The organism is Streptomyces sp. NPDC004435, assembly GCF_042873895.1.
Lineage (GTDB): Bacteria > Actinomycetota > Actinomycetes > Streptomycetales > Streptomycetaceae > Streptomyces.
This window is the reverse complement of the sequence record NZ_JBIAMB010000017.1, coordinates 201155-213514: the sequence shown is the minus strand read 5'-3', so window position 1 is coordinate 213514 and position 12360 is coordinate 201155. Positions and strand designations below refer to the sequence as shown.

Genomic DNA, 12360 nt, shown 5'->3' with positions numbered 1-12360 from the left:
TCGAACCCAAGGAGATCTTCATGGCCGTGCCCACGTCCTTCGAGGTCGTCCACAGCTGTGGACACGCCGTCCCCTACGACATGTCGACCCGGTCGGCCGACCAGCGCGCCGGGTACGCCCGGTGGCTCGCCGAACGGAAGTGCACCGAGTGCTGGCGAGCCGAACATCGGGCCGATGCCGCGAGCACCGCAGAGTGGCTGGCCGCCAAGCGCGCCGAGGAACAGGCCGCCGCGGCGGCGTGGGCCACCCAGTTCGACATGCCCGAGCTGGAGGGTCCCGAGAAGATCCTCGGCTGGGGCGAGCGCTGCCGGCACCAGCTCGTGACCAGTGCGTACGAGGCTCTCGTCACCGAGGGGAGCTGGGACGAAGCCGACTGGGCACAGCTGGAGGAGCAGATCCGCCTGCTGACCCGGGCCGGCTGGTGGGTCGACCAGCGCGGCGCCGACGGCGTGGATCTGCCGGAACTCGTCGAGGCCGCGAGCGACCGGGACCGGCCTACGGAGAACCCGTTCCGGTAAGCGCGCAGCGCGCAATATAGCGGCGGATCCCCGGTTTCCGAAACCGGGGATTCTCCGGACCCTTTGTCTTCCACCGCCGCCCCGCGACCTCGTGGAAGGACCGTCCGTGCCTGAGACCCGCCCCGTGTACCTGCCGCACGACCCGCTCACCCCGAAGCGGGACATCACCCACGCGCACTTCCGGCCCGGGGAGCACGTGGTGATCTTCAAGGGGGCCGCCGAGGGGCGGCTGTGGGGCGACGCGATGAAGGTGGTCACCGACTCGTGGCACACGCCAACCGACGAGAACGGGTGGCGGCTGCTCGACCCGAACGGCGGCCACCGCTCCTACCTGACCGCCCACCCCCGCTACATGGTGCACCTGTCCACCCGGTGCCCCGAGTGCCTCGTGCACCAGCAGGCCCTGCGCGAGTACCTGATACCGCGCGTCGGTACCGGCGAGGAGCCGGTCGACTGCCGCTGGTACTCGGTGACCGCGCTCAACCAGCTGGTCCACGCCGCTGACGTAGGCCGATAGACGGACAGGCCCACATCCCTCCGCCCCCTACCTGTCAGTCCGACACCCCCAGCGAGAACATGATCATTCACCTGTACCGGCATGGCTTCGAAGCCGCCGATGCCCTGGCCGATGCGCTCGGTCGTCCCCTCAGCGCGGACGAGGGGCTCACGACCGAGCCCGGCGGCACCGTGGTGGCCTACTGGGACCAGCTCGACCGCTACACCGACGAGAGCCGGTACTGGACGACACCGGAGTGGGCCCAGCACCTCGCCGATCCGCTGGTCGAGCATCCCTTCGCCGCCGCCCCGGACGGCTCCCGACGCGCGATCCTCCACCTGTACGTGCGCCTGCATCCACTGGACCGGGAACTCTCCCCGGCCGAGTGGTCCGAGGTCAGCCACCGACTGGCGCGCACGGCCGGACTGGCTCCGCCCGGCGACGAGTGGTCCTGCCGCTGGGTCGCCGTACGGGACAAGGCCAACCGCATGGACCTGATCGGCAACCTCATCCGCCTCGACGGCGCCTGGGCAACCACCCCCCGCCGCCTGGCCGAAGCCCTGGAGGCGGAAGCCCGCCGGATCGAAGCCGACCTGCTTCTTCACACCGGACACCCCGCCGTCCAGGAGAAGGCGCCCGCGGCGACCCGGCCGACCGCCGCCTCACCGGCTCGCACTCCGGCTGCGACAAGTCCGCTCGCGGGCATCCTGAACCAGCTGGCCGCCGAACAGGCCGGGCCGATCGCGGCGGTGCGGCAGCTCGTCGAGCAGGTCGGCCGCCAGGCCGCCGCCCTGCCCGGCCACGAGACCGCCGCCGCCGGCCGGGACCTGTTCTGGGCGGCCCGCCGCCTCCACGGCGTGCAGGATCAGCTCGGACAGATCGCTGCCCGTCTCGCGCCCGCTCCGCCCGCCCCAGGCCCGGCGCCCGCACTCCCGCGGACGTCTACGCCGCCCGCGTCGGTGCGGCGGTGAGCACGGCGGACGCGGACGCCGAGCAGACGGTGGTCATCGTGCGCGATCTGGCGACCGACGTGATCACCGCGAGCGGCGGGGACGGTCTGGCCCACGGCATCCTGGAGCGCTCCTTCTTCCTGCGGGAGACGCACGGGGTCACCTGGCACCGGCTGTCGCCCACGGTCACGCCGGAGGAAGAGCAAGCCGTCGCCCGTATGGCTGTGGCGCGTCTCCAGGCCGCCGGGTACCGGGTCCTCGCCTCTCCGGAGTTCGCCTGGGAGGGCACCGAGGCACGTTACGTGACGACGGGCCGGGCGATCGAGAACCTCGCCGGCCGGATCCGCGAGGCCGCCTCCGTGGACGACCTCACCTTCGAGCTCGCGGAGCTCACCGCGACGCACGACGGCATCGTCGCCTCGCTCGGTCTGGTCCTGCACGCGCTCGCCGACGCGTACGACCGGTTCAGCAGGCCGTCCGATCCGCGCTGGGGTTCCCGCCTGCGCAGCGAGGCGGATCACGAACTGCGACTTCTCGCAACGGAGTTGAGGAGCGTACGTGCCACCCTCGCGGACCGCGCCACGCTTCCGGGCCGTCGCGGGCCTCACCCCCCGCCACCGGCTCCACCAACGTCTACCGCCTTCGGACGGACCCGATGACCTTCCCCCCTGTCCCCTCATCGAGGAGCCCATGTCCCTCCCCCGATCCCTCCCCGACGACGACCGCGACCTGGAATCGTTCGCCACCCTCCTCGCCGAGCACCTGCCCGGCAACTGGACGGTCGAGTACCACCCGCACCAAGGCGACGAGGACCAGTTCCGGCACGCAGAAGACGTCTGGGACCTCAACCTGGTCAGCGGCGCCATCGCCGAGTTCGTCCTGCGCGAGGACGCCCACCTGATCCGGCAGGACGGCACCCGCCTGTACGTCACGATCCGCCCGCTGCACGACGACGAGTTCCTGGTGGCGGCCATCGCCCCGACCGGATCGATCGCCGCCGAGGCGTTCGAAGGGGTCCGGGAGCCCGACGGAATCGCCGTGCCGGGCGATCCCGAGCGGGCCGCTCACGCCGTCACCGCCGACCTCCTGCCCCGCTACGAGGTCGCACTCGCCCAGGTCAGGCACGCCGTCATGAATCCCCCGCAGCCCGCTTCCCGCCCCGACACGACGGTCGTGATGACCTGGCGGGAGGACGGCTCCCTCGCGGCGACGACCACCGCCCGGCCCGCATCCGAGGTGCTGCTCGCCGAGGGCTTCGTGTGGGAGACCGCCTCGAACGCCTACGTGCTGGGCGGCGACGACACCCGCGCCCAGGGCCACGCGGTCCAGGCCGCCGGCGCCCGTCTCGCCCGCCTCGGCATCGGTGTTGCGCTGCGAACGGCCCCCCGCCCCGCAGCTGATGTCTCCCTTCCCGCGTCCCAGCCCGGTGGCCGCGCGGCCCTTCGCCACCGGTGACGCAGGCCCGTACCCCGCGCCCGTCCGTTCCTCCGCTCGATCCGGTCCGCCGGCCTCGCCTCGCCGTCTTCGTCCTACGCCGCTACCTGCGCGCGGCGGTGGTCAAGGCGGGCGGGACCAGCCGTCTTCCTGCCCGTCCGGCTCCGCCCTCCGGTCCAGCTGCGCCCGTCTCCCGCCGAACCCGCTGACCAGCCTCGCGGGCCAATCCCCTTGGAACGCCATGAACCCGCCCGTCACCGACGACGCCCTCCTCGACGCCATCGCCCAGCACCTCGACCAGCTCGCCAACCATCTGCTGCAGGCAGACGCTCGCCAGGCCGCACAGATCCTGGCGCGGGTCGTGGACCTGGAGGACGGTGTCCTTCGCAAGCTGACCGACCTCGTCACTGACTGCAGCCGGGCGTCCCGCAACCATGCCGCGGACGGACTGTTCCCGCCAGAGGCATGGCTGGCCTTCGGCCGTGCCGGCAACACGCTGGCCAATGTCTCGGGCGACCTCGACCAGCATCGGAGCGCCTTCGAGCAGATCGGCAAACAGGCACCCGCCTCCGCGCCGCCGAAGGCCACCGCGTTCGTCGCCCGGGGGCGGCACCGGTGAGCAAACAGCGACAGAAGTGGTCTGGCTGGGGCGACCAGCAGGCCGCACAGCAGCACTACCTCATCGAGCCCCGCTACCTGGCCGGCGGCGGGGACCTGCGGCACATCACCGAATACCTGCGCGCCTCCGGCTGGAAGGACAGCACCCCCCGGTCGTCCGCCGCTCTCGTCTTCGGCTCTCCCGACGGGGCCGTCCGTGTCGCCTACCAGCCACCGGGCGGCTGGCAGATCCACGGCGCCGCCCAAGGGCACCAGCCGGCCTGGCAGGTCACGTTCACCGCGCAGACGCCGGTGGAGATCGTCGCCGGCCTCACCGACGCACTGACCAAGGAACGCTCCGCACACGCCCCCAACGTGTGGGCGCCGCTCTCCGAACACGGCTGGTCCACCGACACCGGCCAGGAGTACACCGCCGTCAGCCCCACCCGGGACGCCTTCGTCCAGTACGTCGGTACCGGCCCCGATCAGCACTGGTGGATCGGCGCCCGCAACGAGCACGGCGCGGTCTGGAATCTGCAGGCCACCCCGACGACCCCGCTGCACCTGCTGCAGGGCCTGACCGAGGCTCTGGCCTCCCCCGAGCCGGTGATGCGACCGCGCGGACACGTGCCGCCGAGCAAGCGCATCCGGGTCACCTCCGTGTCCGTCCTTCCCGAACAGCTCAGAGGCTGGCAGCAGGCGCGCATCACCGCCGCCCGCGCCGCCACCTGGGCCCGCAACTCCGTCCGCGTCGCCCGGCCCCGTACCAAGGCACGCCAGCACATCCCCCACTGACCCCAGGACCCCCGTGCCTTCTCCGCTCTCATGTCCCACCGCTCCGGATCCGGCCGAGACCGGCGCCACCGAATTCACGCAGGCGGGCGCGTGGCTCTGAGCACCGCCCAGCGAGCCTCCTACAGCCGCGACCACCACTCGAAGATCCCGTTCCTCACCGAGCCCCGGCACCTCGCCGGCCCCGGCGACCCCCGGCACGTCACCCACGCGCTGCTCGCCGCCAGCTGGAGCGTCACCTCCGCCCCCGGCGACCCCCGCACCGTGCTGGCTGGCCCCGCCCAGGCCCGTCACCGGCTCGTCCTCGACCCGCTCTCCGCCTCCTACTGGCAGATCGAATCCGCCGACTGGAGCTGGTGCGCGTCCTTCGGCCGGATGGTGCCCGCCGAGATCGTCGCCGGGTTCACCGACCGCCTCATCGCCGGGACCCCGCACAGCGGCATCGGCCCGTGGGCACGGATGGAGGAGGCGGGCTGGTCCGTCGAGCGGCGGCCCGACGGCACCGCCGAAGCCTGCTCCTCCGGCCCCCATCAGATACGGGCCGAACTCGCCAAGGTCTACGACGACAACCCGGAGCAGACGGCCTGGAGGATCGAAGCCCTCCCGGAATACGGCGGGGCCCCCGCCTGGCGCATGTGGATCAGCGGCGCGATCCCGGAGCACTTGCTGGACGGCCTCGCCGAGCAGCTCGTCACCACCGCCCCCGTCGTCCGCGGCATGTACGACCCGGAGAGCCACGGCGCCCGGCAGGAGCCGAGCGGCCTCACCCCCGAGCAGGCAGTCGAAGCGCACTTCGCCCGAGTCGACGCCTTCGACCGGCGGGCCCGGCCCCATCGCCGCACCCGGCCTGCGGTCTCCCTGCCCGCACCGACCGCGCCCTCCGCCCCCGCCTCCGTCTCCCTTCGCTGACCTTCGAAAGACCCCCCGTGCCCCACCCTTCTCCTTCCGTCCCCCCGCCCCCGGACCGCACACCACTGATCACCCGGCTCTCCACCTTCCTGCTGCAAGGCGACGCCGTGTTGGCCGCGTGGGAGCGGTTCGACGACGAGCACACCGACCTCGACGGCTGGCCGTACGACCAGGACGCCTACGACGCCCGGCAGGCCGAGAAGGACGCCGCCCTCTGGCACCGCTTCTCTCCCCTGCGAGAGCAAGCCGCCGCCCTGCTGGACGCGGCCGAGACGTCCGCCGGCCATCTTGCCGGGAAGTCCGGCCAGGCCCGCTGGAGCTGGCAGCTCGCTCATCTGCGCGGGGCCCTCGAACGGGTCGACACCGCCCACACCGAGTACGAGCGGCTGGTGGCCGATCCGTCCACGAGCGCCGAGGACCTCCTCGCAGCCTCCGCCGTACGCAACAGGCAAGCCTCCGAAGCCCTGGTCGACTGGCTCACCCACGGACGTGCCGTGCTGGAGATCCACGCCGCCACCGTGCGGGCCGGGCAGACCGGCATCCGCCTCACCACCCGCGCACCGCTTGCCGCCACAACGGCATCGCCCGCCCGCCGCCGCTGAACCCCCCTTCTCTCTCTTCCTCTTCCGCACCTCACTTTCTTGGAGCCCTTCGTGTCCCAGCGCCCGCTCGTCCTGGTCGTCGCCCCTGGCGATGACGTGTACCGCGGCTACTGCCTGCGCCAGGTCGCCGACGCCTACGACATCGCCGTCCTCACCACCGCCCCCCTCACCTGGGAGAAGCCGTACGTCGTCGACCACGAGACGGTGCTGGACTTCGACGACGTGGACGCCCTGCTCAGTGCCGCCGAAGCCATCACCACGCGCCGGCCGGTCGCGGGCGTGCTGACCTGGAACGAGTCCCACCTGACCGCGGTCGCCCAGCTGGCCGAACGTCTCGGCCTGGCGGTCACGACCACGGAGTCGGTCCGCACCTGCCGGGACAAGGCCGCCAGCCGCGCCGCGTTCGCCCGCCACGGCGTGCCCTCCGCCCGCTCCGTAGCCGCCGCGTCCCTCGACGAGGCTCTCGCGGTCGCCGAGGCGATCGGCTTCCCCGTCGTGGTCAAGCCGGCGGCCGTGGGCGGCAGCATCGGCGTCATCAAGGCCGAGACCCGCGAGGACCTCGCCGAGGCGTACGCGTTCGCGACCCGCGGCGTGCAGCAGCACGGCGGCGACAACTGCAGCGTCCTCGTCGAGGAGTACCTGTCCGGCCCGGAGGTGAGCGTCGAGTGTGTCACCTACCAGGGCGTGACCACGCCGGTCGCCGTCACCCGCAAGGAACTCGGCAGCGAGCCGCTCTTCGAGGAGACCGGCCACACCCTCACGGCCGGCGACCCGCTCCTGGAGACCGTCGCCCCGATCGCCAAGGCCGCCGTGCGGGCGACCGGCGTGACCGGAGGCATCCAGCACGTGGAGATCCGTCTCACCCCCACGGGCCCGCGCGTGATCGAGGTCAACGGGCGGATCGGCGGCGACTGGATCGGCTGGGCCGTCGAGCAGGCCCTCGGCCTGCCCCTCGCCCGTATCGCCGCCGACATCGCCGTCGGCGCCGCCCCCGACCTGACGCCCACCCGCCAGCAGGCCGTCGCCATCCAGGTCCTGTATGCCCCGGCGTCCGGCACGCTCGCCCAGCGGAGCATCGCCTCCGGCTTCGCCGAGACGGCCGGCTGGGTCCACGGCCCGGCCTGGCTGATGGAGGAGGGCGACGAGGTCCTCCTCCCGCCCGAGGGCGACCTGGACTCCTCCCGCGTGGGCCTGATCGCGACGTACGCCGACACCATCGGTCTCGCCATCGCACGCCGCAGCGCCACCAACAGCCACATCGCCCTCGCCGTCGACGCTCCTGCCCCGGGCCGCCCGTGACCGAGACCGCCCGGCAGCCCGCACTCGCCCAGGTCTCGCCCCGGTACCTCGCCGGAGGCGGTGACCCCCGCTGGGTCACCGCGCCCCTCCAGCAGGTCTACCGGTGGCAGATCGCGCACCTCCCCCTCAGCCCGGTGGTGCGTGTCATCCCCCGCGACCGCAAGGCCGAACTGCACCTGTCGCCCGACCCCGACCAGCCCTGGTGGATCCTGCGGCACCTCGGGGCCGGCGAGGAGGAGCCCTGGACGATGTCGTTCGGGGCCCGCACACCGGCTGAGATCATCACGGCGGCGACCACCGCCTACGCCGCCGGTCCCACGTCCGAAGACCTCCTCGATCCCGTCACGGTCCTCGAACAGGCCGGCTGGCCCTCGCGCCACCAACGGCACTTCGACTCCCCCGACGGGCACGTCCACATCGGCCGTCTCGCCAACGGCTCGTGGCACATCAAGGTCACCGCCGGCATGGAACCCTGGCGGATCTCGCACCAGCAAGTGGCCGTCTGGGAAGCGCACTTCACCGAGCACACCCCGCCTCACGTGGTCGCCGCGTTCCTCACCGACCTCGTCTCCCCCGACCCGGTCCTGCGCCACGAACGGACCATGGCCCCCGCCCTGCGGTACAGCGTCCGCATCCAGCGCGAACGCGTCCCAGCCCAGCAGGCCGAGGCAACCCTGTGGGCCCGAGTCGACCGGCTCTTCCCCCTGAGCACCAGCCGCGAGCTACCGCCCTCCCCTCAGCGCCCGGGCAGTCCCCTCCCTCGCCGTACCCGGTGAGCACCATCCCGACCGAAGGAACCACTCTGACCGCCCCGTTCCCCTATCGCGCCGACCAGCACGCCGCCGCCCTCCAGGCACTGGCGGTGTTCGTGGTGCAGAGCGAGATGATCCTCGCCTCCTGGGACTCCTACTCCGAGAAGCACACCGACACCGATGGCTGGCCGCACGACGACGAGTCGTACGGCTGGCGCAAGGTGCAGCGAGACGCCCAGACCTGGCGCGCTTTCGAGCCCGTCCGCCGCTCGGCGCGCTACCTCCTCGCCACGGCGCGGTTCCAGCTGCAGCACATCGCCGCCAGCGACATCGAGCCCCGCTGGCCGTGGCAGCTGTCCGAGCTCGCCCAGGCGCTCGACCGCCTGGAGGCTCTGCGCACCGAGTGGGCCAAGGCCCGCGAGGACCGGCGCATCTCCCAGCCGGCGCATGCCCAGTTCATCGACGCTCTGGCCGAACGCAATGCGGAGGCGTGGAGCGAACTGGACACCTGGGCCATCCACGGACACGCCCTCCTCGACCTGCACTTCGTCGCCCTCAAAGCCCCCGCCCCTGCCCCCATCGCCGTCGCGGACCCCACCCGTCTGCCCACCACCAGCCGGTCGGCGGTGAGGCGCTGATGACCAAGCACGAGCTGGTCGACCAGGCGCTGGTGTCCCCCGTCTACCTCTCCGGCCCCGGCGACCCGGCCTGGGTCACCGTGCCTCTGACCACGGTGTCCGGGTGGACGGCGCTGAACGCCCCCCTCGTTCCTCATGTCGTGCTGACCGGTCCCCTTTCCAAGAGCGAGCTTCGTCTGGAGCCGGTGCTGGAGGGGCCGTGGTGGCATGTGTCGCACCGAGACGGCCGCACCGGAACGAACTGGCACGCCTCCTTCGACGGGTCCACGCCTGTCGAGCTGATCGCCGCCGTCACCGACGCCCTGACCCATGCCGGCTACCCCCTGCGGCAGCCGGTCGACCCCTACGAGCCCCTGCGGCAGGCAGGCTGGACCGTCGCCGGCGGCCGGGGAACCTTCCTGTCCCCGGACGGACACGTCCGCGGCAGCCGGAACACCCTCGCCGGCAGCCGCTCCTGGCAGATCACCGCCGGCATCGACGAGGACGACCCCCTGTGGCATGCCTTCCTGTCCGCAGGCACACCCACCGTCATCCTGGCCTCGCTCTTCAAGGCCCTCGCCTCCCCGGAACCGGCACGGCGCTCCGCCGAGCAGATGAAGGGCTTCCCGCGCCGCGGGATCACCCTGGAGTGGGAACGGCGGCCGGCCGAGCACGTCGCCCGGGCCCTGCCCGAGCGGGTCGAGCAGCTCACCTCCCGGCGCGCGGCTCCCTCGCTACCGCCGTCTCCAGCCGGTGGACCCGGTCTCGCCGCGGCAGGGCGGAGGATTCGGTGACCGACATGATCGACCAGGCGCTCATCTCACCCTGCTACCTCGCCGGCCCCGGCGACGCGGCCTGGGTGACCGTCCCCCTGCACGAGGCCGCTGGCTGGAGCCACGGACACGAGCCCCTGCTGCCCCGGGTCGTCCTCTCCAGTCCGGACCAGAAGACACTCCTGCGACTCGAGCCCGCACCCGGCGACCAGTGGTGGCGGATCATCCACAACGGCGGCAGCGCTGCCACCAGTTGGTACGCGTCCTTCGGCGCGCGGACCCCCGTCGAGCTGATCGCCGCGGTCACCGACACCCTGACCGACCCTGCCTACAACGAGCGGGCCGTCGCCGATCCCACTCAGCCGCTGCGCCAGGCCGGGTGGGAGACGGCGCCCTCCGGCGAGTTCCGCTCCCCCGACGGCATCGTGACGGGCGAGCGGATCACCTTCTCCGGCATGACCAGCTGGTTCATCGCCGCCGCCCTCGACCAGGACCACACGGTCTGGCAGGCGCGCTTCGACGGCCGCGCCCCCGCCAGCGTCGTAACGGCCTTCACCCAGGCACTGGCCGTCGCAGAGCCGCTGCCGAGAACGCACGAGCAGACCCTCGGCCTCAGCAGGCAGCGTCTGACCCTTCACTGGCAGCAGGCGACGCCTGAGACCGTCGCCTCCGCGCTGCCCGTCCGCGTGCAGCGCCTGGCTGCCCGCCGGAGCAGCAAGCCGTCACCGGCGCCGCAGCCACCTCGGCTGACGCCGCGCCGTACCCGCTGACCACCTCAACACCGACCCTCCCCGGCACCGCCAAGGAACCACTGCCCCTTGCCCAGTCCCTCTTCCTCCAGCTCCGACGGCTATGACATAGCCCTGAAGATCGGCATGGCCGTCTTCGCCATCGGTTTCCCCCTCGCCAACTTCGCCTGGCTGGCCGGGAACGTCGCCGCCCGGTTGTCCGGGACCACCCCGTGGGTGTCCTACCGCCCGGCTGACGCGCTCCTCCATCCAGACCAGCTCTGGCCCGCAGCAGGAGAAACGTCCCTGCTCGTCGCCACCCGTATCGTCCCTGTCCTGCTGACGCTGGCCCTCGCCGCCGGCGCGGGCGTCCTGTGGCTCCGGTACAAGAACCGGTCCGGCGGCGGGAAGAAGACCGTCGACGGGATGGCGACGGCCCGCGACATCCAGCCGCTGCTCGCCAAGGCCGTCGAAGCCAAGGCCCGCTCCCTGCGGCCGAGCCTGAAGCACACCAAGCACATCGAACCCCGCGACGCCGGCATCCTCGTCGGCAACCTCGCCGGGACCCGCCACGAGGTCCGCATGGGCTTCGAGGACGTCGCCGTCGCGATCATGGCCCCGCGCTCCGGCAAGACCACCAGCCTCGCCATCCCCTCGATCCTCGCCGCGCCCGGACCGGTCCTGCTCACCTCCAACAAAGCGGCAGGCGACGCCTTTACGGCGACCTTCGACGCCCGTGCCGCCGTGGGCCGGGTGTGGTCGATGGACCCGCAGCAGATCGCCCACGCCGCCCGCGAGATGTGGTGGAACCCCCTCGCCGACGCGAAGACCCTCGACGGCGCCAACCGGCTGGCCGGGCACTTCCTCGCCGCGAGCGTGGACGCGAGCCAGCAGGGCGACTTCTGGTCCAAGGCCGGCAGCAACATCCTCAGCCAGTTGTTCCTGGCCGCCGCGCTGGACGAGCGGCCGATCACCGACGTGATGCAGTGGCTGGCCTTCCCCGCCGACCGGCGCCCGCTCGACATCCTGCGCGACCACAAGTTCACCGCGGTCGCCTCCCAGTTGAAGGGCACTGTGGAGGGGCCGCCGGAGACCCGGGATGGGATCTACGAGACCGCGAGGCAGTATGCCTCCGCCCTGCTCAACGCCGAGATCGCCGCCTGGGTCACCCCTCAGAAGGACGTCCCCGAGTTCCGGCCGACCAACTTCGTGACGAGCAACGACTCTTTGTTCCTGCTGTCGAAGGACGGCGGCGGCGGCGCGAGCGCGCTGATCGCCGCGTGCGCCGACAGCGTGATGCGGGCCGCGACCGCCCAGGCCGAACGCGCCGGCGGCCGACTCGACCCGCCGATGCTCGCGATCCTCGACGAGGCCGCCAACGTCTGCAAGATCTCGGACTTGCCCGACCTGTACTCCCACCTCGGGTCGCGCGGGATCATCCCGATCACCATCCTCCAGTCCTACCGCCAGGGCCAGAGAGTCTGGGGGGACACCGGCATGGACGCCATGTGGAGCGCGGCCACCGTGAAGATCATCGGCTCCGGTATCGACGACCCCGATTTCGCGGACAAGCTCTCGCGGATGGTCGGCGACCACGACGTCGAGACCGTCTCCACCTCGCACTCCGAGTCCGGGAAGTCGACCTCGGTGTCGATGCGGCAGGAGCGGATCCTGCCAGCCGACGCGATCCGCGCCCTCCCCAAGGGCAGCGCCCTGTGCCTGGCCACCGGCATGCGCGTCGCCATGCTCGACCTGCGCCCCTGGTACGCCGAGCCCGGCGCCGACGAACTCGCCGCCGCCTCCGCCCGTGCCTCGAAGGCCATCACCGCCCGGGCCCTCGCCAAGACCGCCTCCCGGCAGGACGACTACGACTCAGCGGCGTGACCAGCCGTC

Annotated in this window: 15 protein-coding genes; all 15 read left to right on the top strand. The window is 72.3% G+C overall.

Translation table 11 applies throughout. The annotated features are described in order from the left end of the window. Positions 1-20: 20 nt before the first annotated feature. The 15 genes from ACFYT9_RS28445 (at position 21) to ACFYT9_RS28375 (ending at position 12351) form a co-directional block, all read left to right on the top strand. Positions 21-518 (top strand): hypothetical protein, encoded by a 498-nt coding sequence (locus tag ACFYT9_RS28445; RefSeq protein WP_376394905.1) that lies wholly within the window; start codon positions 21-23, stop codon positions 516-518. A gap of 106 nt (positions 519-624) precedes the next feature. Beyond that, positions 625-1035, top strand: a complete 411-nt coding sequence (locus tag ACFYT9_RS28440; RefSeq protein WP_376233939.1) for a hypothetical protein — start codon at positions 625-627, stop codon at positions 1033-1035. A gap of 59 nt (positions 1036-1094) precedes the next feature. Next, positions 1095-1985: a relaxase/mobilization nuclease gene (locus ACFYT9_RS28435; protein ID WP_389168500.1), complete on the top strand. Its 891-nt coding sequence runs from the start codon at positions 1095-1097 to the stop codon at positions 1983-1985. Then, complete coding sequence (locus ACFYT9_RS28430) at positions 1982-2623, top strand: hypothetical protein (RefSeq protein ID WP_389168498.1); 642 nt, start codon at positions 1982-1984, stop codon at positions 2621-2623. Before ACFYT9_RS28435 ends, ACFYT9_RS28430 begins: the two co-directional genes overlap by 4 nt. A 31-nt stretch (positions 2624-2654) precedes the next feature. Beyond that, positions 2655-3419, top strand: a complete 765-nt coding sequence (locus ACFYT9_RS28425; RefSeq protein ID WP_389168496.1) for a hypothetical protein — start codon at positions 2655-2657, stop codon at positions 3417-3419. A gap of 220 nt (positions 3420-3639) precedes the next feature. Then, positions 3640-4017 carry a hypothetical protein gene (locus ACFYT9_RS28420; protein WP_376425008.1) on the top strand — a complete coding sequence of 126 codons (378 nt, stop codon included), beginning with the start codon at positions 3640-3642 and terminating at the stop codon, positions 4015-4017. Continuing rightward, a complete protein-coding gene (locus ACFYT9_RS28415) occupies positions 4014-4790 on the top strand; it encodes a DUF317 domain-containing protein (RefSeq protein WP_389168494.1) in 777 nt (258 codons plus the stop codon). Before ACFYT9_RS28420 ends, ACFYT9_RS28415 begins: the two co-directional genes overlap by 4 nt. Positions 4791-4880: 90 nt before the next feature. Further along, positions 4881-5696, top strand: a complete 816-nt coding sequence (locus ACFYT9_RS28410) for a DUF317 domain-containing protein (RefSeq protein WP_389168492.1) — start codon at positions 4881-4883, stop codon at positions 5694-5696. A gap of 17 nt (positions 5697-5713) precedes the next feature. Continuing rightward, positions 5714-6298, top strand: a complete 585-nt coding sequence (locus tag ACFYT9_RS28405) for a hypothetical protein (protein WP_389168491.1) — start codon at positions 5714-5716, stop codon at positions 6296-6298. Positions 6299-6349: 51 nt separating this feature from the next. After that, entirely contained in the window at positions 6350-7597 is a 1248-nt protein-coding gene (locus ACFYT9_RS28400) for an acetyl-CoA carboxylase biotin carboxylase subunit family protein (RefSeq protein WP_389168490.1), read from the top strand. Next, on the top strand, positions 7594-8373 hold the full coding sequence (locus ACFYT9_RS28395) for a DUF317 domain-containing protein (RefSeq protein ID WP_389168488.1): 780 nt from the start codon (positions 7594-7596) through the stop codon (positions 8371-8373). Before ACFYT9_RS28400 ends, ACFYT9_RS28395 begins: the two co-directional genes overlap by 4 nt. Further along, positions 8370-8987, top strand: a complete 618-nt coding sequence (locus ACFYT9_RS28390; protein ID WP_389168486.1) for a hypothetical protein — start codon at positions 8370-8372, stop codon at positions 8985-8987. The genes ACFYT9_RS28395 and ACFYT9_RS28390 overlap by 4 nt, the downstream gene beginning before the upstream one ends. Next, on the top strand, positions 8987-9760 hold the full coding sequence (locus tag ACFYT9_RS28385) for a DUF317 domain-containing protein (RefSeq protein WP_389168484.1): 774 nt from the start codon (positions 8987-8989) through the stop codon (positions 9758-9760). The genes ACFYT9_RS28390 and ACFYT9_RS28385 overlap by 1 nt, the downstream gene beginning before the upstream one ends. Positions 9761-9765: 5 nt before the next feature. Then, positions 9766-10509, top strand: a complete 744-nt coding sequence (locus ACFYT9_RS28380; RefSeq protein ID WP_389168528.1) for a DUF317 domain-containing protein — start codon at positions 9766-9768, stop codon at positions 10507-10509. 105 nt (positions 10510-10614) lie between these two features. Then, on the top strand, positions 10615-12351 hold the full coding sequence (locus ACFYT9_RS28375) for a TraM recognition domain-containing protein (protein ID WP_389168526.1): 1737 nt from the start codon (positions 10615-10617) through the stop codon (positions 12349-12351). Positions 12352-12360 lie beyond the last annotated feature (9 nt).

Excerpts from the sequence above, each read along its gene's own strand:
- ACFYT9_RS28445 (WP_376394905.1), top strand. The coding sequence starts at position 21 with ATGGCCGTGCCCACGTCCTTCGAGGTCGTCCACAGCTGTGGACACGCC.
- ACFYT9_RS28435 (WP_389168500.1), top strand. The coding sequence starts at position 1,095 with ATGATCATTCACCTGTACCGGCATGGCTTCGAAGCCGCCGATGCCCTG.
- ACFYT9_RS28425 (WP_389168496.1), top strand. The coding sequence starts at position 2,655 with ATGTCCCTCCCCCGATCCCTCCCCGACGACGACCGCGACCTGGAATCG.
- ACFYT9_RS28420 (WP_376425008.1), top strand. The coding sequence starts at position 3,640 with ATGAACCCGCCCGTCACCGACGACGCCCTCCTCGACGCCATCGCCCAG.
- ACFYT9_RS28385 (WP_389168484.1), top strand. The coding sequence starts at position 8,987 with ATGACCAAGCACGAGCTGGTCGACCAGGCGCTGGTGTCCCCCGTCTAC.
- ACFYT9_RS28380 (WP_389168528.1), top strand. The coding sequence starts at position 9,766 with ATGATCGACCAGGCGCTCATCTCACCCTGCTACCTCGCCGGCCCCGGC.
- ACFYT9_RS28375 (WP_389168526.1), top strand. The coding sequence starts at position 10,615 with ATGGCCGTCTTCGCCATCGGTTTCCCCCTCGCCAACTTCGCCTGGCTG.